The organism is Entomomonas moraniae, assembly GCF_003991975.1.
Lineage (GTDB): Bacteria > Pseudomonadota > Gammaproteobacteria > Pseudomonadales > Pseudomonadaceae > Entomomonas > Entomomonas moraniae.
The window spans coordinates 2,005,191-2,028,804 of sequence record NZ_CP029822.1 but is presented as its reverse complement, the minus strand read 5'-3'; the positions used below and the strand labels follow the sequence as shown (position 1 = coordinate 2,028,804).

Annotated in this window: 22 protein-coding genes, 2 tRNA genes and 3 rRNA genes; 21 read left to right on the top strand and 6 right to left on the bottom strand. The window is 39.4% G+C overall.

All coding sequences use genetic code 11. From position 1 onward, the window contains the following. Positions 1–32 precede the first annotated feature (32 nt). The 3 genes from DM558_RS09610 to DM558_RS09600 all read right to left on the bottom strand — a co-directional run bounded on the left by DM558_RS09610 (position 33) and on the right by DM558_RS09600 (position 1,563). Positions 33–419: a VOC family protein gene (locus DM558_RS09610; RefSeq protein ID WP_127163794.1), complete on the bottom strand. Its 387-nt coding sequence runs from the start codon at positions 417–419 to the stop codon at positions 33–35. Between the two features lie 11 nt (positions 420–430). Then, complete coding sequence (locus tag DM558_RS09605; RefSeq protein WP_127163792.1) at positions 431–793, bottom strand: VOC family protein; 363 nt, start codon at positions 791–793, stop codon at positions 431–433. Between the two features lie 77 nt (positions 794–870). Beyond that, entirely contained in the window at positions 871–1,563 is a 693-nt protein-coding gene (locus DM558_RS09600; RefSeq protein ID WP_127163790.1) for a helix-turn-helix transcriptional regulator, read from the bottom strand. 128 nt (positions 1,564–1,691) lie between these two features. On the opposite strand from DM558_RS09600, the gene DM558_RS09595 reads away from it, so the two are divergent. From DM558_RS09595 to rrf, 14 genes are all read left to right on the top strand, one after another. After that, positions 1,692–2,729: an AGE family epimerase/isomerase gene (locus DM558_RS09595; protein ID WP_127163788.1), complete on the top strand. Its 1,038-nt coding sequence runs from the start codon at positions 1,692–1,694 to the stop codon at positions 2,727–2,729. Positions 2,730–3,356: 627 nt separating this feature from the next. Continuing rightward, on the top strand, positions 3,357–3,698 hold the full coding sequence (locus DM558_RS09590) for a HopJ type III effector protein (RefSeq protein ID WP_127163786.1): 342 nt from the start codon (positions 3,357–3,359) through the stop codon (positions 3,696–3,698). A 110-nt stretch (positions 3,699–3,808) separates the two neighbouring features. After that, complete coding sequence (infA, locus tag DM558_RS09585) at positions 3,809–4,027, top strand: translation initiation factor IF-1 (protein WP_109701928.1); 219 nt, start codon at positions 3,809–3,811, stop codon at positions 4,025–4,027. Between the two features lie 291 nt (positions 4,028–4,318). Beyond that, positions 4,319–4,750 carry a 30S ribosomal protein S6 gene (gene rpsF / locus DM558_RS09580; protein WP_109701929.1) on the top strand — a complete coding sequence of 144 codons (432 nt, stop codon included), beginning with the start codon at positions 4,319–4,321 and terminating at the stop codon, positions 4,748–4,750. A gap of 28 nt (positions 4,751–4,778) precedes the next feature. Continuing rightward, positions 4,779–5,009 carry a 30S ribosomal protein S18 gene (gene rpsR / locus DM558_RS09575; RefSeq protein ID WP_109701930.1) on the top strand — a complete coding sequence of 77 codons (231 nt, stop codon included), beginning with the start codon at positions 4,779–4,781 and terminating at the stop codon, positions 5,007–5,009. A gap of 102 nt (positions 5,010–5,111) precedes the next feature. Beyond that, on the top strand, positions 5,112–5,561 hold the full coding sequence (gene rplI / locus DM558_RS09570) for a 50S ribosomal protein L9 (protein WP_127163784.1): 450 nt from the start codon (positions 5,112–5,114) through the stop codon (positions 5,559–5,561). A gap of 102 nt (positions 5,562–5,663) precedes the next feature. Further along, positions 5,664–7,052, top strand: a complete 1,389-nt coding sequence (gene dnaB, locus DM558_RS09565; protein WP_127163782.1) for a replicative DNA helicase — start codon at positions 5,664–5,666, stop codon at positions 7,050–7,052. Positions 7,053–7,071: 19 nt separating this feature from the next. Next, positions 7,072–8,010: a 4-hydroxy-3-methylbut-2-enyl diphosphate reductase gene (gene ispH, locus DM558_RS09560; RefSeq protein ID WP_127163780.1), complete on the top strand. Its 939-nt coding sequence runs from the start codon at positions 7,072–7,074 to the stop codon at positions 8,008–8,010. 62 nt (positions 8,011–8,072) lie between these two features. After that, positions 8,073–9,725 carry a phosphoethanolamine transferase gene (locus DM558_RS09555; protein ID WP_127163778.1) on the top strand — a complete coding sequence of 551 codons (1,653 nt, stop codon included), beginning with the start codon at positions 8,073–8,075 and terminating at the stop codon, positions 9,723–9,725. A gap of 318 nt (positions 9,726–10,043) precedes the next feature. Beyond that, a 16S ribosomal RNA gene (locus DM558_RS09550) occupies positions 10,044–11,570 on the top strand. Positions 11,571–11,663: 93 nt separating this feature from the next. Beyond that, positions 11,664–11,740, top strand: a tRNA-Ile gene (locus DM558_RS09545). Between the two features lie 7 nt (positions 11,741–11,747). Then, positions 11,748–11,823, top strand: a tRNA-Ala gene (locus DM558_RS09540). Positions 11,824–12,053: 230 nt separating this feature from the next. Further along, a 23S ribosomal RNA gene (locus DM558_RS09535) occupies positions 12,054–14,952 on the top strand. A 196-nt stretch (positions 14,953–15,148) separates the two neighbouring features. After that, positions 15,149–15,264 (top strand): 5S ribosomal RNA (rrf, locus tag DM558_RS09530). Together the 16S, 23S and 5S rRNA genes with 2 tRNA genes alongside form the textbook arrangement of a ribosomal RNA operon. Positions 15,265–15,705: 441 nt before the next feature. On the opposite strand, the gene DM558_RS09525 is transcribed toward rrf, so the two are convergent. Together DM558_RS09525 and DM558_RS09520 are read right to left on the bottom strand one after the other, a co-directional pair. Continuing rightward, complete coding sequence (locus DM558_RS09525) at positions 15,706–17,109, bottom strand: hypothetical protein (protein ID WP_127163776.1); 1,404 nt, start codon at positions 17,107–17,109, stop codon at positions 15,706–15,708. Positions 17,110–17,227: 118 nt separating this feature from the next. Next, on the bottom strand, positions 17,228–17,533 hold the full coding sequence (locus DM558_RS09520; protein WP_127163774.1) for a hypothetical protein: 306 nt from the start codon (positions 17,531–17,533) through the stop codon (positions 17,228–17,230). Between the two features lie 337 nt (positions 17,534–17,870). Here DM558_RS09520 and DM558_RS15655 point away from each other — a divergent pair, with 337 nt between their 5' ends. The 5 genes from DM558_RS15655 to recR all read left to right on the top strand — a co-directional run bounded on the left by DM558_RS15655 (position 17,871) and on the right by recR (position 21,802). Further along, positions 17,871–18,047, top strand: a complete 177-nt coding sequence (locus DM558_RS15655) for a hypothetical protein (protein ID WP_164731433.1) — start codon at positions 17,871–17,873, stop codon at positions 18,045–18,047. A gap of 113 nt (positions 18,048–18,160) precedes the next feature. After that, positions 18,161–18,637, top strand: coding sequence for a hypothetical protein (locus tag DM558_RS09515; RefSeq protein WP_127163772.1), 477 nt, complete (start codon positions 18,161–18,163; stop codon positions 18,635–18,637). A 136-nt stretch (positions 18,638–18,773) separates the two neighbouring features. Continuing rightward, complete coding sequence (dnaX, locus tag DM558_RS09510; RefSeq protein WP_127163770.1) at positions 18,774–20,726, top strand: DNA polymerase III subunit gamma/tau; 1,953 nt, start codon at positions 18,774–18,776, stop codon at positions 20,724–20,726. A gap of 94 nt (positions 20,727–20,820) precedes the next feature. Then, positions 20,821–21,147 carry a YbaB/EbfC family nucleoid-associated protein gene (locus tag DM558_RS09505; protein WP_127163768.1) on the top strand — a complete coding sequence of 109 codons (327 nt, stop codon included), beginning with the start codon at positions 20,821–20,823 and terminating at the stop codon, positions 21,145–21,147. 58 nt (positions 21,148–21,205) lie between these two features. After that, complete coding sequence (gene recR, locus DM558_RS09500; protein WP_127163766.1) at positions 21,206–21,802, top strand: recombination mediator RecR; 597 nt, start codon at positions 21,206–21,208, stop codon at positions 21,800–21,802. Positions 21,803–21,805: 3 nt separating this feature from the next. Here recR and DM558_RS09495 read toward each other — a convergent pair whose 3' ends face one another. Then, complete coding sequence (locus tag DM558_RS09495) at positions 21,806–22,753, bottom strand: 2-hydroxyacid dehydrogenase (RefSeq protein WP_127163764.1); 948 nt, start codon at positions 22,751–22,753, stop codon at positions 21,806–21,808. Positions 22,754–22,875: 122 nt separating this feature from the next. Between DM558_RS09495 and folX the strand changes: the two genes are divergently transcribed. Then, the gene (gene folX / locus DM558_RS09490; RefSeq protein WP_127163762.1) at positions 22,876–23,247 is read left to right on the top strand and encodes a dihydroneopterin triphosphate 2'-epimerase; all 372 of its coding nucleotides are present in this window, start codon (positions 22,876–22,878) and stop codon (positions 23,245–23,247) included. Positions 23,248–23,257: 10 nt separating this feature from the next. Beyond that, a complete protein-coding gene (locus tag DM558_RS09485) occupies positions 23,258–23,599 on the top strand; it encodes a hypothetical protein (protein ID WP_127163761.1) in 342 nt (113 codons plus the stop codon). Positions 23,600–23,614: the final 15 nt, after the last annotated feature.

Below are 23,614 nucleotides of genomic sequence, written 5' to 3'. Positions count from 1 at the left end.
GTAATTAAATGAGAATTACCTAAATAACAATGCTATTGAATATTAGAGGTATCTGTGGCGCAGATACGTAATCTATAGCCATCAGGATCCAGTGCCACAAACGTGTAGCCGAATTCAAGATGAGTTGGTTCTAGTAATATTGGAATATTAAGTGTTTTCCATTGCTTATAAAGTTCGTTAACTTCTTCTTGCGTGACACTACCCATACAGATTTCTAGTCCTCCAAGGTGATCATCTGCCTCTGGTGTAATAGCCCCTTTTGTTTGCAGCCCTAAGATAAAGTTGTTATCTAATAAGAAGACAGAAAAGCCTTCAAAGGTTTCAAGCGGTTTTTGTTGCAAAATTTGCTGATAAAACTGGGTGCTTAGCGTTATATCTTGTACGTAAAGTATAGGGCTATTCGGTTTAAATAAACTCATTATTGTCACCCTCACTCATGACTAGCATAAACGCGTAATCTATTATTGTTATTGTCTAATGCAGTAAATGTATAACCAAAATCAAGTGTCTGCGGTTTTTGTGCAATGGTAAGTTTTTGCTGCCAATTGACAAAGCATTGATTGACCGCTTGCTTAGTTGGAAGCTGAAAGACAAGTTCTAAGGCTCGGTTACTTCCTGTTGCCTCTGGTTTGACCTCTTTAATATCCCAAAAAGCAAGGGTATAACCTGATTCTAATTGAAATGAAGCATAGCTAGGGTGCAACTCATTAGGGGAGCAATCAAGTAGGTCTGTATAGAGAGAAACTGTTTGCTGAATATTTTCAACGTATAAAATAATTTGATTTAATGACATGATAAAACTCCTTTTAGGTTCTTATAAAGTGTAAGGAGTATTTTACTTAGTCAGTATGTCAGTTTTTGACAGCAGTACTAAAAAAGGGGTTTTGGTATTTTTTGAAAGTGATGCCAAGCCTCTAATAATTCCTTTTGTTTTCTCGGGAACGTTTCATTTTGTAATGTCAGATTTTTTATACGGTCAATACGAAAATGGCGAAAAGCTTCGCGTAGCTCACACCAACCACAAATCACCAACGTGTGATGAAAAAAGCCAATGGCAAAAGGCCAGATTAACCGCTTAGTGGCTTTTTGGTGCATATCGCTATATTCGATGATTATTTTCAAGTTTTGGTTAATGGCCTTTCGTATGGTGATGACTTCTTGGTCGTAAGGTTCTATCAGTTTTGGATAGCCGATTAATAACGAAGAGTTTAGTGTTTCCTGCTGGTGTTTGGGTAAAATTGCACATAGCTTAGCAATCGCCTGTTGTGCTGCTTCGGTCAGTTGACTATCTGTTTGGTTAACTACCCATCGGCATCCAATTAATAAAGCTTCTATTTCTTCCGTTTTGAACATAAGGGGCGGAAGAGTAAAGCCAGGTTGTAGTAAATAACCACTACCTGCTTCTCCCGTAATCATTGCTCCTTGTTGTTGTAATGTGGCTATATCTCGATAAAGTGTCCGCAAGCTAATGCCTAATTGCGAAGCTAATATCTTACCTGTGACAGGTCTGCGATATTTATACAGTATTTGTAGAAGTTCTAATAAACGTTCTGAGCGAGTCATAGTAGTAGTTAACTAAATAGCAATTAAGGAGCTATAAATTATACGGTTTAATGCAAAATTAGAAGAATAATCTTTTTTTCTGTAAGATAGTCATTATTTAAACATAAGTATATAAGGTTGTTGCAAGTATGATGGGTAATACCACAATACAAACTATGGTTTCATTGCTTTCTAATTATCAGCAGTTGGTGGTGAAACAACTTGGCAAATATGAAATGGTTGGTGAATATTTAACAGGGGATGTCGATGTTAATGTTCGGTTATTGTGCCAAATGCGGACAATTATTTTTCTTCTCAAAACTGCTCATCTTTTTAAGGATGTTAGACATGTGGATCTGGCAGAATCACTTTATGCTATATCTGAGGAAAATTACTTTAAAGATGGCATATGGTTGCAACAGAAAAAAATGGATCAAGAAGCCAATTTATACAGTTATGCCTTTGTCATTTTAGCGCAAAGCTATTTATATAAAATAACGAAAAATCCTTTGTATGCGATGGCATTAGCTGAAACTTATAGTTTGATAGAACCACGTTTTACCGTGAGTTATCTCTTTAAGCCATTATCTGCCCATGCATGTTTAGAGCAAAATTCAGCGATGCATTTATTCGAAGCATTAACCTTTGCTTATTATCAAGCGGATGCCATTTATATGAAAGATGCCATTAAGCAGTTAGAAATATTAATTGCTTCTAACTTTTGGCAAAAAGATAAAAATGTGTTGGCTGAAAAAATAACGTTGCAAAATGCAGTCCTGAGTTATGAGGCAGGACATTGGTTCGAGTGGGTTTCTTTATTATGGAAGGTGGAGCAGGCGAAAGGTAGGGCATTTATAAATAAAGATATTCTCTATGCTTCAGCCATTAAATATGTAACTTTAACGGATACAGAACTAGTATTAAATGAAATGGATAGCGTATTTCAACCATTAGACCTTGAGCAAATACGTATTTGGCCAAGTTTAGAATATTTAAGGGCTAAGACATTAATAGAGCATCGTTTACCTATTATTGTTCTTGACCACTTTATGGCTGCGTTTTTTGACAATAAAGGCTTGCCTAAAGAGTATTTATCAGATAAACCTGTGGAAAAAGTTAAATCGACTACGGGATATCATATAGCGGAAAGCTTTGTAGATATATTTAGTATTGGAGTTGTTGATTAATACACTACAGTGAAGGGAGTGTATTTATAAAGAGAAAATTATATTCTAGTTAATGAATAAATGTATCCATTACAGACTTTTATTATTTTATATAAGTACTCCAAATAATGGTGGTGAAAACAGATTGAACAACAGGTTTTATGGTGCCTGAGTCTAGCATAATAGTATTAAGTGCAACGTCTTTAATGGTTGCATCAAGCATAATTACCATAGGGGTTATAACTAATAATAGAATAAAATTTTTTAAATAATCGTTTTTTGCAAAAAATAAAAAACCAACTTACAACCATGCTAAAATTGGCAGAAAATTAACGGTTAACTCTAAAATAGCGATGCATTTAAAGTGAAGGATGTAATATTCACTCGTAGGACTAGTTAAAGGTTCTTATAAGTTTTCTTCTATAAAGTATTATATAAAAACTGTAGAAAGATTCTATAATAACTCGCATAGAGGATGCATGGCTTTAAAGGCAACAAGTAACAGTTAACCTTTTATTCTAGTGGGCGAGGTGTGTGGGGGGCTTGTCTATTGATTTGAGATTTAGGAGTGGATTATTTAGAATCTTACTCTTGCATTTTTCCTCCTAAAAAAAAATATAATAGTACAATTCTATATTGAGATGCACAATGAATATTGAAAAATTTCGCCAGCAGTTAAATAGTCCGGAAAATAAATTTGCAACTACCTTAGCCTTTATTAATCAATATTATAGTTTTCAGCCTACAGCATTTAATAATGGTGAGGTAGAAAATGAGGCAAGGCAAAATGAAGGCTCTTGCAAAGTTTTAGCATTGGCTATACTGGAGGGGTTAAGTGACCAAGAAGCATTATTAGCTTTTGCTGAGCATTATCGTTCAGTATTGATGAATCCTTTGGGTACTGATCATCAAAATATTCGATCACTACAAAAAAATGGATTATCGAAGGTCTCATTTGTTAAGTTTCCATTAATTAAGCTTAATGGATGATAAAAAAAAAGTGTTTTTCTACTTTTTAACTGGAAAGATAGCTTTTTTTTAGTTAGAATTCCGCGATTAAGTTATCATCTTATTTATTTTTACAGTTGAGGTTTGCTTGCATGTCTAAAGAAGACAGCTTTGAAGTTGAAGGAACTATTCTTGATACCCTTCCTAACACAATGTTTCGCGTTGAGTTAGAAAATGGCCATGTTGTTACCGCGCATATCTCTGGAAAGATGCGCAAAAATTATATTCGTATTTTGACGGGTGATAAAGTTCGTGTTGAGTTAACACCTTATGATCTTACTAAAGGTCGTATTACTTACAGAGCTCGCTAATTATTTATAATATTTATGATAGAGCTTTTATTTTAAAAATACAGTTTTATAAAAGCTCAAAGTTTTTAGGTTTGAAAATGCTTTAAAGGAATGAAGCAAACGAATACCTCATCCTAACTGGATTAGAAATGCAATCGTGTAATTTTAAATTGAAGTTGCTTGTTCATTTAAGTAAAGTCTAGTATAATCCGCGTCCCTTGCTTCTATGTAAGTAAGAAAACAGAAAATTAACTCCTTGCTTGATTACTTGCTGATTACAAGTAACAGGCTAATAACCCGTAAGGAGCGTTTATGCGTCATTACGAAATCGTGTTTTTAGTTCATCCAGACCAAAGCGAACAAGTTCCAGGCATGGTTGAGCGTTACAAAAAAATTATTGAAGAAGATGGTGGGAAAATTCATCGCCATGAAGACTGGGGTCGTCGTCAGTTAGCGTATTCCATTAATAATGTTCATAAAGCACACTATATTTTATTAAATATTGAGTGTGGTGATAAAGCATTAGCTGAAATTGAAGATAATTTCCGTTACAACGATGCTGTGATTCGTAACTTGATCATTCGTCGTGATGAAGCGATTACTGAACAATCTGATATTGTTAAAGCTGAAGAAAATCGTAACTCACGTGATCGTCGTCGCGAAGATATCAATCTTGAAGATCATGATGATAGTGATGAAGATGATGACATGTTAGACGATGCTGATGCATCAGACGAAGATTAATTCCCAGATTAAATGAGGAGCCACTACTATGGCACGTTTTTTCCGTCGTCGTAAATTCTGCCGCTTCACTGCTGAAGGCGTGCGTGAGATCGATTACAAAGATTTAAATACATTAAAAGCATATGTTACCGAAACAGGTAAAATTGTTCCTAGTCGTATTACTGGAACTAAAGCTAAATATCAACGCCAATTAGCAACAGCTATTAAACGTGCACGTTACTTAGCTTTATTGCCTTATACTGATGGCCATGACCGTTAATAAGTAACTTTAATGTTAGGTATTAACTAATACTGAAAGTTATATTAAGGATTAAACCTTAATTAAAACTTGCAAAGATTGAAATGACGAGGTAAGACTTAAATGGAAGTCATCCTATTAGATAAAGTTGAAAATCTTGGTAACTTAGGTGACAAGGTTAGTGTTAAATCTGGTTTTGGCCGTAACTACTTACTTCCACAAGGTAAGGCAACAATGGCTACTCCAGAAAATATTAAAATATTTGAAGCGCGTCGTGCTGAATTAGAAAAAGCTGCTGCTGATAGATTAGCAGCAGCTCAATCTCGTGCTGCCAAATTAAATGAACTAGAAATCTCTATTACTGCTAATGCAGGAGATGAAGGTAAATTATTTGGTTCTATCGGTACTCACGATATTGCTGAAGTGTTGACTAATAATGCTGGTATTGAAGTTCATAAGAGTGAAATTCGTATGCCTAATGGCACTATTCGTCATGTTGGTGAATACAATATTGATTTACATTTACATTCAGATGTAAATGCAACAATCAAATTAATTGTTGTAGCAGGTTAATTTATACTACTTATTTAAGGTCAGTATAAAATATAATAGGCACGTTAACGCATTAGCGATAACGTGCTTTTTTATTTTTAGAGGTTTGAATTGTAGGTAAGTATGGCTAATATAACATCTCCGCAAAATGATCTAGAAACAGTTGCTTTAAAAGTTCCTCCTCACTCTATTGAAGCAGAGCAGGCAGTTCTGGGTGGCATAATGCTAGACAATAACACCTGGGAGCGTGTGGAAGATGTTATATCAGATAATGATTTTTATCGCCATGATCATCGTCTTATTTTTAGAGCAATCAATAAACTGTCCGAAAGAAATCAACCGTTTGATGTGGTGACCCTTTCTGAGCAACTAGATAAAGAAGGGGTTCTCGAACAAGTAGGGGGCTTGACCTATTTGGCAGAGTTGGCACGTAATATTCCATCGGTAGCCAATATTAGGGCGTATGCTCAAATCATTAGAGAAAGAGCTACATTAAGGCAGCTCATTAGTACCAGTAACGATATTGCTGACAGTGCTTATATGCCTAAAGGACGTACGGGGGATGAAATACTTGATGATGCTGAGCGGATGATTTTCCAAATTGCAGAGGGTAGGCCAAAAACAGGTGGACCGGAAGGAATTAATAACATTCTTGCAAAAACTATTGACCGTATTGATGAGCTCTTTAACTCAAATAATGCATTAACTGGTGTAACAACTGGTTTTACTGACTTAGATAAAAAAACAAATGGCCTTCAATCTTCTGATCTTATTATTATTGCTGGTCGTCCTTCCATGGGGAAAACTTCCTTTGCTATGAATTTAGTAGAGAATGCAGCATTAAGAACAGACAAAGCAGTACTTGTTTATTCTTTAGAAATGCCCGCTGAATCATTGGCCATGAGAATGCTTTCATCGTTAGGTCATATTGAGCAGGGGAAAATTCGAACAGGGCAGCTTGATGAGGATGATTGGCCACGTCTAACCTCAGCGATTAATTTACTTAATGAGCGTAAACTATTTATTGATGATACGGCAGGTATTACCCCCTCCGAAATGCGTTCGAGAACTCGGCGTCTTGCAAGAGAACATGGAGAAATTGGCCTTATTATGGTTGACTATCTTCAACTTATGCAGTTAGGTGGGGGGGCCGACAATAGAACCAATGAGATTTCTGAGATATCACGCTCACTAAAAGCCCTTGCTAAAGAATTTAATTGTCCTGTTATTGCTTTGTCGCAGCTTAATCGTTCTCTAGAAAGCCGTCCTAATAAGCGTCCTGTTAATGCGGACTTGCGTGAGTCTGGTGCGATTGAGCAAGATGCTGACGTGATTATGTTTATTTACCGAGATGAAGTTTATCATCCTGAAACAGAATACAAAGGTGTGGCAGAAATTATTATAGGTAAACAGCGTAATGGCCCTATAGGTACAGTAAGGTTAGCCTTTTTAGGTAAGTATACTCGTTTCGAAAATCTTGCGGCGGGTATGTATGAATTCGACGATGAATAATTAAAACAGGTAAAAACTTATGCAAATAAAATTAGCCAATCCTCGTGGTTTTTGTGCGGGGGTTGATCGAGCCATAGAGATTGTTAGTCGAGCTCTGGATCTATTTGAACCACCCATCTATGTTCGCCATGAAGTCGTCCATAATAAATTTGTTGTCGAAAATCTAAAAGCACGTGGGGCTATTTTTGTAGAAGAGCTTGATCAAGTGCCAGATGATAATATAGTTATTTTTAGTGCGCATGGTGTTTCAAGGGCAGTTAGAGAAGAGGCCGAAAATAGAGGACTAAAAGTCTTCGATGCGACTTGTCCACTGGTTACCAAAGTTCACATGGAAGTTTTACGCTATAGTAAAAAAGGCCAAGAGTGCATCCTTATTGGTCACCAAGGACATCCAGAAGTTGAAGGGACGATGGGGCAGTATGATACCTCGCAAGGAGGATCAATCTATTTAGTAGAAAATGAGCATGATGTACAAGGCTTGCAAGTTCATAACCCCGAGCAGCTTGCTTATGTTACACAAACAACTTTATCTATGGATGATACGGGCAAAGTTATTGAAGCATTAAGGGCAAAATTTCCTGCTATAAACGGCCCTAAAAAAAATGACATTTGCTATGCTACACAAAATCGTCAAGATGCTGTGAAAAAACTGGCAAAAGAGTGTGATCTTGTTTTAGTAGTTGGAAGCCCTAATAGCTCAAACTCAAATCGTTTAAAAGAATTAGCAGAAAGAATGGGTACAAAAGCTTATTTAATTGATGGTGTACAAGATTTAAAACAAACATGGTTTAAACAAACTAATAGCATCGGAATCACAGCAGGAGCTTCTGCTCCAGAGGTATTAGTACAAGATGTTATCGAACAGTTAAAAGTGTGGGGCGCTAAAACTATAGAAAATTTAGATGGACAGCTTGAAAATATAACATTTTCTATGCCTAGAGAATTGCGAATAAAATAACCATTTGCAACGATTGAATTTAGAAGCTAAAAAGTTTTGGCCACGTTAAAGGGGATATTATAGTGGTTTTTCTTGAGAAATTAAAAATAAACATAACACAAAAAAAATGGACATTATTAACGGTATTAGCTATTTTTGGCTGTTATGCTTTTATGGGATGGCCTATTTTAAAAGGGATACACTATATTACAGGAGCAGCAGTCCTTTTTATTCCCATTATTATTTTTTCTAAACTAAGACTGTTTTCAGTTATTTTAAGTATTCTCTTAAGTACTATTATTGCACTGGAAGTTTCCTATTATATTGTATTCGGCGAACGAGTTTCCCCAGCAGTGTTATCTGCTGTACAAACAGTGACTGGCGATATGGCATATAAGGTAACTGAACCCATTTTAAAGGTATTTGCTCCGTTATTTTTATTATTTTCTATGCTATTTATCTTTAGTGGTAAAGAATTTGCAAAAGTTAAATGTAAAAAAAAAATGATATATATTTTTTTATGTATAGTAATACCTTGTTTAACCCTAACTTTTGCCACTTATAAAGTTATAAAAAATTCTATAAATCCAGAGGTGACAAAAATGTATCTAATGGAGCGTCCTATAGATTTCATTAGAGATATGATCTATATGCGTTATCCATTAATATTGGGTGATGCCACATATATCTTAGCTGACATATATTGGCTGAATAAAATAAGAAATATGCCTCCTCGATTAGATTTATACAAAGGTATATTAAGATCTTCTAATAATAAAGAAACAATTTCAAAGATTGTGATTGTGATTGGTGAGTCATCTGTTTATGACCACTATAGTATCTATGGTTATCCTTTTGAAACAACCCCTAACTTAATAAAACTACAACAACAAAATAAGATAAGTATAATTGATTATGTAATTTCTCCGGCAGCAATAACACGTGACTCTTTGAGGTTAACATTATCTTTTGCAACGCCTGCTGATCCGGATACTTTTTTTCAGAAAAAAAATATTATCGAAATGGCTGAAGATTCAGGATTTCAAACAATTTGGTTATCAGCGACGACAGAAAAAGGATTAATGTCTTCGTATCTTGATTTGTTGTCGAGTAGCAGTCAAGTGATGTTAGATTCGAATTCATTATTTATTAGTAATAAACAAAAAGGTCGTCCGGAGGATTTAGTGCTTCTAGATGCTCTTAAGAAATATCTCCAGAAAAACAAGAAACAATTTATTATTCTTCATTTAGAAGGGAGTCATCAGGATTACAAAGATCGATATGATCTAAAAGATAAAAAACTGATTACAACCGAAAAAAATACTGACTATGATAGGACTATTCATCATACAGATCGATTAGTTAGCGGGGTGATTGAACAGATTTCAGCGTTAGATGATAAAGCGATTGTATTTTATTTCTCAGATCATGGGGAGATTATTAATAAAAGCCATGGGTTGCAGTTTGCCTCAGATAAACAATATAGAATCCCTTTTATTTTTTTTCAGAACAAGGAAGACCCTTATTTACTTCGTCAGCTAATTGAAAAGTATCGTAGCAAAACAGGATATTTTAATCTTATGAATCTTAAATACATACTGAGTGAGTTGATGTTCTATGAGGTAACTCCAGTACTTGTAGATCAAGCTAAATTAGATGGAGAAACTATATTCCATGTGGATCAAAGGGTATATCCGTTTATAGATATTCAATCAGGAAAAAAACCAAATCGTTAAGCGCCGACTTGTTTATATTAAAATAATTTAATATCATATGGTTACATTATTTTTTAGTGTTCTCTAGAGATAAAGTAAATAAATAATAAAAAAAAGGTATTGACGGGGATTGGTGAGGGTGTATAATGCGCGTCCTCGATAGGCAGTAAACAAAAGATTGATTCCTGACTATCCGTTCTTTAACAAAATAAATCAAGTAAATCGTGTGGGTGTTTGTAGTACTGGTACAAGATATCAGTAATACGAAATACTCGTCATAGAATAGAGTTTTCGATTAATTACTGAGCCGTTTTCGCTTCTTATGAAGCAAAAGATTTAAAACTGAAGAGTTTGATCATGGCTCAGATTGAACGCTGGCGGCAGGCCTAACACATGCAAGTCGAGCGGTAACAGGGGAGCTTGCTCCTGCTGACGAGCGGCGGACGGGTGAGTAAAGTCTAGGAATCTGCCCAGTAGTGGGGGACAACGCGGGGAAACTCGCGCTAATACCGCATACGCCCTACGGGGGAAAGGTGCTTTATTGTACCGCTATTGGATGAGCCTAGATCAGATTAGCTAGTTGGTGGGGTAAAGGCCCACCAAGGCGACGATCTGTAGCTGGTCTGAGAGGATGATCAGCCACACTGGGACTGAGACACGGCCCAGACTCCTACGGGAGGCAGCAGTGGGGAATATTGGACAATGGGGAAACCCTGATCCAGCCATGCCGCGTGTGTGAAGAAGGTCTTCGGATTGTAAAGCACTTTAAGTTGGGAGGAAGGGCAGAAGTAACGACTCTGCTTTGACGTTACCAACAGAATAAGCACCGGCTAACTTCGTGCCAGCAGCCGCGGTAATACGAAGGGTGCAAGCGTTAATCGGAATTACTGGGCGTAAAGCGCGCGTAGGTGGTTTATCAAGTTGGATGTGAAATCCCTGGGCTCAACCTAGGAACTGCATCCAAAACTGATTGACTAGAGTATAGTAGAGGTTAGTGGAATTTCCTGTGTAGCGGTGAAATGCGTAGATATAGGAAGGAACACCAGTGGCGAAGGCGACTAACTGGACTAATACTGACACTGAGGTGCGAAAGCGTGGGGAGCAAACAGGATTAGATACCCTGGTAGTCCACGCTGTAAACGATGTCAACTAGCTGTTGGAATCCTAGAGATTTTAGTAGCGTAGCTAACGCACTAAGTTGACCGCCTGGGGAGTACGGTCGCAAGATTAAAACTCAAATGAATTGACGGGGGCCCGCACAAGCGGTGGAGCATGTGGTTTAATTCGACGCAACGCGAAGAACCTTACCTGGCCTTGACATGTCCGGAATCTTGCAGAGATGCGAGAGTGCCTTCGGGAATCGGAACACAGGTGCTGCATGGCTGTCGTCAGCTCGTGTCGTGAGATGTTGGGTTAAGTCCCGTAACGAGCGCAACCCTTATCCTTAGTTACCAGCACGTAAAGGTGGGCACTTTAAGGAGACTGCCGGTGACAAACCGGAGGAAGGTGGGGATGACGTCAAGTCATCATGGCCCTTACGGCCAGGGCTACACACGTGCTACAATGGTTGGTACAGAGGGTCGCCAAACTGTAAAGTGGAGCTAATCTCAAAAAACCAATCGTAGTCCGGATTGAAGTCTGCAACTCGACTTCATGAAGTCGGAATCGCTAGTAATCGCGAATCAGAATGTCGCGGTGAATACGTTCCCGGGCCTTGTACACACCGCCCGTCACACCATGGGAGTGGGTTGCTCCAGAAGTAGCTAGGCTAACCTCGTGAGGCCGGTTACCACGGAGTGATTCATGACTGGGGTGAAGTCGTAACAAGGTAGCCGTAGGGGAACCTGCGGCTGGATCACCTCCTTAAACGAAAGCTGGTACTGCAAGTACCCACACGAATTACTTGATTTATATTGAAGAGAACAAGATTGGGCTAAGGCCTGAGAAGTCGACAGATTAGGGTCTGTAGCTCAGCTGGTTAGAGCACACGCTTGATAAGCGTGGGGTCGTAGGTTCAAGTCCTACCAGACCCACCAAATGAATGGGGCCATAGCTCAGCTGGGAGAGCGCCTGCTTTGCACGCAGGAGGTCAGGAGTTCGATCCTCCTTGGCTCCACCAGAATCTAGAGATTAGAAGCTAATTCTTTTGAAAGAAAGAGAGTTACCTTCTAACTTCTAAAGTTAGACTGTTCTTTAACAAATTAGATATGCAAAGAAGTAAAGATTAATTAGTAATTACTGGTCTAATTACTAATGCTAAGGTGAAAATCTTGCGAACTCAAGCGCAAGTTTTCGGCGAAAAAAGTTTAATTCTTTGGTTGTGTAGCTCTAGATAATTTAGGGTTATATAGTCAAGTGAATAAGCGCATACGGCGGATGCCTTGGCAGTCAGAGGCGAAGAAAGACGTGATACCTGCGAAAAGTTACGGGAGCTGGGTACAAAGCTATGATCCGTAAATGTCTGAATGGGGAAACCCAACTGAGAGAACCTCAGTTATCCAACACTGAATACATAGGTGTTGAGAAGCGAACCAGGGGAACTGAAACATCTAAGTACCCTGAGGAAAAGAAATCAACCGAGATTCCCCAAGTAGTGGCGAGCGAACGGGGAGGAGCCAGTGCTCAGAAGTTAGTGATATTAGTGGAATGGCGTGGGAAAGCCAATCATAGAGGGTGATAATCCCGTACACGAAAATACATTAATGAATCTAAGTGCACAAAAAGTAGGTCGGGGCACGAGAAACCTTGACTGAAGATGGGGGACCATCCTCCAAGGCTAAATACTACTGACTGACCGATAGTGAACCAGTACCGTGAGGGAAAGGCGAAAAGAACCCGAGTAGGGGAGTGAAATAGAACCTGAAACCGTATGCGTACAAGCAGTGGGAGCAGACTTGTTCTGTGACTGCGTACCTTTTGTATAATGGGTCAGCGACTTATATGCAGTAGCAAGCTTAACCGAATAGGGAGGCGTAGCGAAAGCGAGTCTTAATAGGGCGTTTAGTTGCTGTGTATAGACCCGAAACCAAGCGATCTATCCATGGGCAGGTTGAAGGTTAGGTAACACTGACTGGAGGACCGAACCGACTACCGTTGAAAAGTTAGCGGATGACCTGTGGATCGGAGTGAAAGGCTAATCAAGCTTGGAGATAGCTGGTTCTCCTCGAAAGCTATTTAGGTAGCGCCTCGTATATAACTTCTGGGGTAGAGCACTGTTTCGGCTAGGGGTCATCCCGACTTACCAACCCGATGCAAACTCCGAATACCAGAAAGTTTCAGTACGGGAGACACACGGCGGGTGCTAACGTCCGTCGTGAAAAGGGAAACAACCCAGACCGTCAGCTAAGGTCCCAAAGTGATAGTTAAGTGGGAAACGATGTGGGAAGGCATAGACAGCTAGGAGGTTGGCTTAGAAGCAGCCATCCTTTAAAGAAAGCGTAATAGCTCACTAGTCGAGTCGGCCTGCGCGGAAGATGTAACGGGGCTCAAACTATCCACCGAAGCTACGGGTTCATACTATGTATGAGCGGTAGAGGAGCGTTGTGTAAGTCTGTGAAGGTGAATTGAGAAGTTTGCTGGAGATATCACAAGTGCGAATGCTGACATGAGTAACGATAATGGGTGTGAAAAACATCCACGCCGAAAGACCAAGGTTTCCTGCGATACGTTAATCGAAGCAGGGTTAGTCGGCTCCTAAGGCGAGGCTGAAAAGCGTAGTCGATGGAAAATAGGTTAATATTCCTATACTTCTAGTAACAGTGATGGAGGGACGGAGAAGGCTATGTCAGAGTGGCGTTGGTTGTCCACTTGAAAGGCTGTAGGTAGATCTCTTAGGTAAATCCGGGAGATTATTACTGAGAACTGATGACGACCTAATTCTCTGAATTAGGGAGTGATAGATGCCATGCTTCCAAGAAAAGCTTCTAAACTTATGTTACTAGGAACCGTACCCCAAACCGACACAGGTGGTCAGGTAGAGAATACCAAGGCGCTTGAGAGAACTCGGGTGAAGGAACTAGGCAAAATGGCACCGTAACTTCGGGAGAAGGTGCGCTGGTGTGTAGGTGAAGTCCCTGCGGATGGAGCTGAAGCCAGTCGAAGATACCAGGCCGCTGCAACTGTTTATTAAAAACACAGCACTCTGCAAACACGAAAGTGGACGTATAGGGTGTGACGCCTGCCCGGTGCCGGAAGGTTAATTGATGGGGTTAGCTAACGCGAAGCTCTTGATCGAAGCCCCGGTAAACGGCGGCCGTAACTATAACGGTCCTAAGGTAGCGAAATTCCTTGTCGGGTAAGTTCCGACCTGCACGAATGGCGTAATGATGGCGGCGCTGTCTCCACCCGAGACTCAGTGAAATTGAAATCGCTGTGAAGATGCAGTGTATCCGCGGCTAGACGGAAAGACCCCGTGAACCTTTACTGTAGCTTTGCACTGGACTTTGAACTTGTCTGTGTAGGATAGGTGGGAGGCTTTGAAGCTGAGACGCTAGTTTCAGTGGAGCCAACCTTGAAATACCACCCTGACAATTTTGAGGTTCTAACTCTGACCCGTTATCCGGGTTGAGGACAGTGTATGGTGGGCAGTTTGACTGGGGCGGTCTCCTCCTAAAGAGTAACGGAGGAGTACGAAGGTGCGCTCGGCGTGGTCGGAAATCACGCTAAGAGTATAAAGGCAAAAGCGCGCTTGACTGCGAGACAGACAAGTCGAGCAGGTACGAAAGTAGGTCTTAGTGATCCGGTGGTTCTGTATGGAAGGGCCATCGCTCAACGGATAAAAGGTACTCCGGGGATAACAGGCTGATACCGCCCAAGAGTTCATATCGACGGCGGTGTTTGGCACCTCGATGTCGGCTCATCACATCCTGGGCTGAAGCCGGTCCCAAGGGTATGGCTGTTCGCCATTTAAAGTGGTACGCGAGCTGGGTTTAGAACGTCGTGAGACAGTTCGGTCCCTATCTGCCGTGGACGTTTGAGATTTGAGAGGGGCTGCTCCTAGTACGAGAGGACCGGAGTGGACGAACCTCTGGTGTTCCGGTTGTCACGCCAGTGGCATTGCCGGGTAGCTATGTTCGGAAGAGATAACCGCTGAAAGCATCTAAGCGGGAAACTTGCCTCAAGATGAGATCTCACTGGGGATTTAATCCCCCTAAAGGGCCGTTGAAGACTACAACGTTGATAGGTTGGGTGTGTAAGCGCTGTGAGGCGTTGAGCTAACCAATACTAATTGCCCGAGAGGCTTGACTATATAACCCCAAGTTATTTAGTTAGACTCAAAGAATCAAGCAAATAAGTCGAAAGTGAGCAAATGAGTTCGTTTGCCGAAGCACAGAAATAGACTTTAAACTAATTAATCAACTTCAACGCGTAAGTGAATACTTACAAGCATATCTGATTTGGGGCGTAAGGTTAACTATCCAAACACCTTATCCCATAAAGAATTGCTTGAGGACAATAGAGCATTGGAACCACCTGATCCCATCCCGAACTCAGTAGTGAAACGATGCATCGCCAATGGTAGTGTGGGGTTTCCCCATGTGAGAGTAGGTCATCCTCAAGCTTCATACACAAAAGCCCTGCTAGAAATAGTGGGGCTTTTTTTATGACTAAATTTATTGATGTTAAACTATACCGTACTACATTGTTGTGATATATGTTTTTTTATAAGCTATCATGGCTTGATAAATAGTTCTGTGTTATTTTTAATAGTTAAATCTAGTTTTATTCCTACTTCATCCCCATTTCCAACAATAGAGTTTTTTTCAACTTCATTTAATTGTAGTGAGCAAATAGTTGTTTTTACTATATCATTATGTTCATTTTTGAAAAAGATATTGTCACCAATGCTCAGATGTATGCTGGATTGTAAGTCAATAATAACTATTTTTCCTTTTTGGAATAGCTCCTTTGGTTTCCCTAGTGATATTAGTTCAGGTTCTAATGTTATTAAGCCATAATTAAATAGTTTATCTCTAACTTGCTTTTTAGTTAATAGTCCTTGTTATATTAGGGAATAACTTTTGTAAAGTTCGTAAGTGGTTAATAAACCACGGTCATCATTGATAGCATCGTCTATTTGTTCTTTTGTAAATGGTGGGTTTTTCCGTTGTTTAGGATCAATATATCGCTGATGATTAACTATATACAATCCATGAACATCAAACCTCTGTTTTTCCTTCATTCTTCTATTTCTTATTTTACTTACTTGATTACAGTCTCTATCTTTTGATGTGCCCCCTATCCCTTTTGCTTCGATTATCAGTAGTCCTTTAGGTGATTCGACTTGTAAGTCTTCCTCTAATAAGTTTTCTTGTAATTCGTCCATAATGATAACTGACTCAAATTCTAACCATTCTAAGAATTGCTTAATAGCTAAGACTAAGCTTTGGTCTGTTTCTGTTAATAGATTATGTATAAATTGATATTTCTGATAATTGAGTCTTATTTTTTCGTTAATTTTAGCGATTTTGGCTATATACTCCTTTTTAACGGTAAGCTTTTCAGTATCTAGTTGCTTTTGTTCAGGTACAAGATAGTCAGAATTATTTAGCCAATTGAATTGACCGTGGTTAGGAAATAGTGTTGAGCAAATATTGGGCAGTACTTCTGTAATTAGTGTATAAATAAATTGTGCTTTATTTTCAATTTCTGGAAATAAGAATATGTGTGCGCTTTCTTTATAAAAATGATAATAACTTACTATTTCACCTATTTCATTATAAATTAATGGTGTAATATCATAAAAGTTTTTATCACCATTATGGTCATTATGATATGGTGGAGCAAATACTGATTTATAGCTAATCTGACCTTTATTCCTTTCAAGAAAGTCTCGCATAATGCTATTTTTTATATTTTCATTGATAGTTATTTTTTTGCCGGCTTTAGCTATGACTCGTATACCATTATCATAAAAACACATATTATTTATATCTAATGATTCGATTATCCTTGATCTACCGTCTATGTCATAATCACAAATTGAGTATTTTTCTTCTCTATAGTTGCTATAAAAAGTGATAAGAATAGATTCTTTTTTTACTAGTTCTTCAATTTGTTTATTTAGTATGTGAAGAGCAACTGGTTGTAAATCAATCATTTTTTTAGGAAATGCTGTATAAAGTCCATTATTCTTCTTTAGTTCGTAGTCACAGGTAAAAGGAGTTATATTGTTGTCTGTCAGGTCTAATACAACAATATCATATTCATGTAAATTGCTAATGATTTCCTGATTTATATTAATGCAGGTTTCATCATATTGTTTTATGTTTGGTAGTTCTAAATAAGAGTCAATAAAGGTATTTTTGCAATTAAATTTCAGCGAGACTAGCTTATTTTTTATTTCATCCTCAATATTAATAAGATAAATAAAAGGTTGTTCGAGTAACTTATTATTTTCGTCCATAATTGATTACCGCTAGCTTATTTATAAAGATATATGGTAACTATTATACTACAAACCACAGATCTATACCTTTATCGAACCTGTTGAATCTAAAAGGCTAGCATTTGCTAGCCTTTTTTTATGGGTGGATTTCTAGCCTTAGTTTTAGGGCGATGGGGTTGAGTTCTTCGAGGAGGGTGAGGGCTTCGTTGATGAGTGGGGTGGAGATGGATATGAGGGCGTTGATGGTTTCGGGGTCATTTTTGTATGAGTCGAGGTTTTTTAGTAGGCTGATGATGGCTTGAAGTCTGAAGACTGCACATTCGTAGATGTCATCTATTGAGGCATTAGGGTCATAATAGAGAACGGGGTTGGTGGCGTTTTGTGGGTCGCTATTGAGTGGCGTGTAGGGTAGCTTTTGGTTGGTTTGTGTGGGGTTGGTCATTTGCTCACTCCTGTTATGGCTGGCCTCCTTGTTATTTAAGGAGGCGGAACTGTGCACAGGTTGGCGGACCAATAATCTACGAAATTGGCACATTCCGAAGAATGTCCCATACACAGCCCGCCATAGAATAGGCAAGAACCGTTAACCGAAAACTAGAATCTAGTTCCGGTCGTAGATTAAATGGGCCGCCAAGTCCATATCATAGATTTTGCTATGACGCTTTTAATGTAGCATTTGTGGTTATTGAGGGCAAGTTGTATCTTTTTTGTATTTGTTTATACTGTGGGTAGGATGCTCATCATCATAAGTTATAGGGAGTATTTATGGGGGTTTATTCATGAAGGTTTTAAAAGAATTGTTGGTCGCGTTACTAAAAGACCCTCTTACTTATGCAATGGTTGTTTTCATTGTTTTCCTTTCTATTGGACTGGTAGATTTTGCGGTGCTTATGTTTTTAATTATTCTATTCGGCGGTTCGATCCTAGCGGCTTATAATAACAATCGTAAAAAATAATAAGGTTATTTTTTTAATTGATGCGCGTTAGCAAGTGTTCTGTAAAAAACTATCCAGAAGCGTTATGATAATGCTCTTGTTGTTTCTTTGCGTGTTTATCTGCACGTTATCTTATGAATAAAAAACACTTTTTGGTTTCTTTTTATTTTGATCTTAACTCTCCTGAGTTAGTGAGCGAGGATGCTTTTGATGATGAGGAGTTTTGTAAGTTATCTTCTGAGTTACATGGTTTTGTTTATTCAGGTCTACAGGTCGAGTGGGTTTCGTCCGTTGGTTTAAATAAGCGTATCAGTTTTGTGGTTGAGTGTAATGCTAGCTCGTTGAGTCTGCTAGAGTTGTTCAAGCATGCTTTTTTAGGAGAGACTAAAAAAGTCGATGGCGTATTTGCTATTGATTGCGTAGGGATTATTAGCTTCGAGCTAGATACCGAGCAATTAAATTGCGGGCTTTGTGCGCATTGTGGTTGTTGGGTTTCTGATCGCGAGCTGGAGTTACCTAAGCCAATAAGCGAGTTATCAATAGGTGCTGTTTATCAAGGGCAATTGTTGTGTGATGTGTGTTTACCTGATAACCATTCTTGGGCTTTTTAAGCGTTTTTTAGTCAGCGGTTTTGTTTAGAGAGGGCATGAAATGCTGATTTTTTCTGTGGTGTTTATAGCTTGCCTCTTGTAAGATTAAACCTTTATAATTAAACGTTATCACTTTTGAGCAGTTATTAAATCACTCATGAATTATCAAGTTCTTGCTCGTAAATGGCGCCCTCATAATTTCCATGAAATGGTGGGGCAAACCCATGTGCTACGCGCTTTAATTAATGCGCTAGACACTGGTCGTCTTCATCATGCTTATTTGTTTACTGGTACTCGTGGTGTTGGTAAAACCACGATTTCTCGGATTTTAACGAAGTGTTTAAATTGTGAGCAGGGTATTAGTTCGACACCTTGTGGTGTTTGTTCGACGTGCGTGGAAATTGATGAAGGCCGTTTTATTGATTTAATTGAGGTGGATGGTGCAAGCCGAACCAAGGTTGAAGATACGCGAGAGCTATTGGAGAACATTCAGTACGCACCAACCCGCGGACGTTTTAAGGTTTATTTGATCGATGAGGTGCATATGTTGTCATCTCATAGTTTTAATGCGTTGCTTAAAACTTTAGAAGAGCCACCGCCCCATGTTAAGTTTTTGTTAGCTACCACTGATCCACAAAAATTACCCGTGACTATTTTGTCGCGTTGTTTGCAGTTTGCGCTTAAGAATATTCCTGCGGAGCGGATTGTAGAGCATTTAGCCCATGTATTGGACTCTGAGAAGATTCCTTATGAGAAGGAAGCTTTGTGGCTATTAGGGCGCTCTGCACAGGGTTCTATGCGCGATGCCATGAGTTTGACTGATCAAGCCATTGCGTTTGGTGGTGAAAAGGTTAACACGGCTGATGTGAGGGATATGCTCGGAACCTTGGATCAGAATCAGGTTTATGAGTTGTTATTTGCATTGTTAAACGGCGATGCTCAGCAGTTGTTAGCGATCATTAAGCAGTTGGCAGAGCAAAGTCCTGATTGGTTGGATGTGCTAGGCGAGTTGCTGAATGTTTTGCACCGTATCAGTATTGCGCAAATTGTGCCTGATGCGCTTGATGATAATATGGGTGATAAAGAGCAAATTGCTGCATTAGCGCAAGCGCTATCCGCTGAGGATGTGCAGTTTTATTACCAAGTAGGTTTAATGGGGCGTAGGGATTTGCCACTTGCTACTGATGGTCAACAAGGGTTTGAAATGGTGTTGCTCCGAATGCTAGCGTTCCGCCCTGCTGGGGTTGAGCGTGTGCCTTTAACACCATTGAAGAAAATTGATGCATCCAGCGTGGTGAATACAGAAAAAAAAACTCTCCATAGTGTAGATGCCGAGGCTTTACCCGTAGAAGTTCCGCTTGAAAAACCGCAAGAATTACCCGTTGAAAGCCCTGTTGTTGAAGATGCGGCAAAGGTTGTAGAGAGTGAGTCTGCTGTACCTGTCGAGCCTTTAGAAATACCTGAGCCTATCGTTGCGGTGGCTGAACCTGAAGCTCAAGTTGAAGAGGTGTTTAAGCCTGTCGATGTCGCAGAGGTGGATGTATCTTTAGCTGTTGAACCTAGCATAAAGGTTGATGAAGTCATTGAGGATGATAAAGATGAGGCGGATGACGAGGAGAGCTATACTTCACCTGAGGATTATCAGGCCTTTTTAGATCAGATCGATGAACCGCCTGTTGAGGAAACGGGGTATGATGATGAATTAACAGCATTACCACCTCATGCAACAGGACTAGCTGCTGAGTGGTTGGATATATTCTCACAATTAAAGTTGAGTGGTATTACAGGGAGTATTGCTTCCAATTGTTGTTTGGTTGAGAAGGGTGAACACCGTTGGCGTTTTCAATTAGACCCTAGCCAACAGGCTTTATTTAGTGATAATCAGAAAAAACGCATTACTGATGCAATTAATGGGTTGTTTAATAGTGCTGTTCAGTTAGATATTGTGATTGAGAAGCCCACTCAAGAAACACCAGCCTTGCGTGATAAACGAAATAAAATTGAGCGGCAAATTGCGGCAGAGCAGGCGATTGCCGATGATCCACTGGTTCAGAAAATGATAGAGGTCTTTTCTGCTAGTGTGGAAAAAGAAAGTATTAAACCCTTGTAATAATATAAATTGTCCTTATATAGTTTGTAGTGTATTTATAAGGTTTGACGTTTTATAATAGCCATAAAAGTTTTAATAGTTAGGGGAGTCTACGATGTTTAAAGGCGGTATGAACGAGTTAATGAAGCAAGCGCAAGAAATGCAAGAAAAAATTAAAAAAGCGCAAGAAGAGCTTGCTAATGCAGAAGTAACGGGGCAGTCTGGTGCTGGGCTTGTTTCTCTTATTATGACAGGTCGTCACGATGTTAAGCGTGTTAATATTGATGCGAGCTTAATGAGTGAAGAAAAAGAAGTATTAGAAGATTTGATTGCAGCCGCTATTAATGATGCTGTTCGTAAAGTAGAGCTAAATGCTCAAAAGCAAATGGCTGACGCTGCATCAGGCATGCAATTACCTCCTGGCTTTAAAATGCCTTTTTAATGTGTTTTCAATTCAATAGTGCTAGGCACGTGTTATTGGTCTAGCCTCTAAGAGTATTATGAGTTTTAGCCCCCTTATTAGCCAATTAATTGATTCGTTACGTATTTTACCCGGTGTGGGTAAGAAGAGCGCGCAACGCATGGCATTGCAATTGTTAGAACGTAACCGTCAAGGTGCGTTGAAGTTGGCTGATGCATTGCAACAGGCAATGGATAACGTTGGCTATTGTAAACTTTGCCATACATTAAGTGAGGAGGAGCTTTGTCCTCAATGTGCAGCGCCTAATCGTGATGATAAATTGCTTTGTATTGTGGAAAGCCCTTTGGATGTTTTTGCTATCGAGCAGACGGGTTATCATGGTCGGTACTTTGTGTTGAAAGGGCATCTTTCTCCTTTGGATGGCTTAGGCCCTGAATCTATTGGTATTCCTGACTTGGTTAAGCGGATTGAAGCGGCCGAGTTTGAGGAGATTATTCTGGCCACTAACTCAACGGTAGAGGGTGAGGCAACAGCCCATTATATTGCTCAAATACTGGCTTCTAAAAATCTTGTAGTTTCTCGTATAGCGCATGGTGTTCCACTAGGTGGCGAGTTGGAGCTTGTCGATGGGGGGACGCTTTCCCACGCGTTGGCGGGTCGTCGTCCCTTTCAATGATGGTTATACAACAGGGGTAATGGCACCCTTGCCAGCCAGAAAGCTTTGTATGTTGGCGAAAACTAGTTCAGCCATTGCTTCCCGCGTTTCATAGGTAGCACTGCCTATATGATTGGTGAGTACTACGTTGTCCATTTCCCAAAGTTCTTTGGGTGTGTTAGGTTCGTGTTCGAATACATCTAGCCCTGCGCCAGCGATTTTACCTTCTTTTAACGCTTTCACTAAGGCATTTTCGTCTACTACAGCTCCGCGAGCAATATTGATTAAAAAACCCTTTTCACCTAGATCATTCAGTATTTGCTCATTGATGATATGTGTTGTATCACCTGTGGCGGGTAGGGCTAGAACTAGGAAGTCTGAGGTGATAGCAAGTTTGTTAAGGTCATCATAAAAGTCATAGTTTACATCTGTTTGCTGATGGCGCCCATAGTAAGCAATATTCATATCAAAGGCTTCAGCGCGTTTAGCAATGGCTTTCCCTATGCGGCCTAACCCGACAATACCACAGGTTTTATGGCTCACTTTACGGCCTAGTTTAGCTGAGCGGTCTTGCCATAAGCCATCACGAATAAAACGATCGGCATAGCTTATATTACGTGCAACATCTATCATCAGCCCCATGGCTAAATCAGCAACGCAGTCATTGAGTACATCGGGTGTGTTGGTGACACAAATACCGTGTGTTTTAGCGTATTGTACATCCAACGAGTCATAACCTACGCCAAGACTCGCCACTAGTTTTAAGTTGGGGAGTGCGGCCATAAGCTCTGCTGTCATGCCGTGGGCAGCGCTGGTTGCTACGGTTGTGATTGACTGACTGTTTGTTTTTAAAAACGCTTGTTGTTCTGTGGGCTCTTCTGGTAAGTAGAGGGTTTGGTAGTTGTCTTCAATGGCTTTTTTTAGGGTTTTAGACAGCTTGCCGACGATTAATACCAAGGGTTTTGTGTTCATAATAACCTCGATGACTGGATAGTTTGTAGAACTGATTTATTAATCTCTTGATAGACTACTGTTCATCATAGACAAAGGCTTTTATACTAGCAAATAATAATTACTTTAAGAGGATAACCTGTATGCCAATGCTTGATGTGGGAACTGCAAGAATTCGCGTTAAAAATCTTCGGTTACGTACGTTTATTGGGATAAAAGAAGAAGAAATTAATAATCGTCAAGATATTATTATTAACTTAATTATTTTGTATTCAGCAAGAGCCGCCGTGCAGGAAAACGAAATAGAATATGCGCTTAATTATCGAACCATTACTAAGGCTATTATTGCGCATGTTGAGAATAATCGTTTTGCTTTATTAGAGCGTTTAACGCAAGAACTTGTTGATCTTGTGATGGCTCATGAAGAAGTTGAGTATGTAGAGATTGAAGTAGATAAGCCACATGCATTGCGTTATTCAGATTCTGTTTCAGTTACTTTGTCAGGAAAAAGATAAAGGTTTTTAGATGTTAAATTTGATATTGGCTTTGGTTTTTTTAGTTGTATATATTTATCCTCTGCGATGGGCTGCTATGTTTGCGGAGGCTGAGGATACGCGTTATAGCGCTTGTTTTATTTTATCCATTGTTTCTACCTTAATACAGTTTGTGGTTGGTGGTCTTTTTTCTGGTGGTTTTTGGGTACCAATGATTGTATCTGCGTTTATTTCAGTGATTGTCTGCATGAAAGTTTTAAAGATACCTTCAGAAAACTTTTTTACCTTTTGTCTTGTGTTGCTGTTTCTTAATATGCTTATTACGAGTGTAGCAGCTTTGGTCATTAATGGAGTTTTACATTCAGTATTATAGTGGTAGTGGATGCGT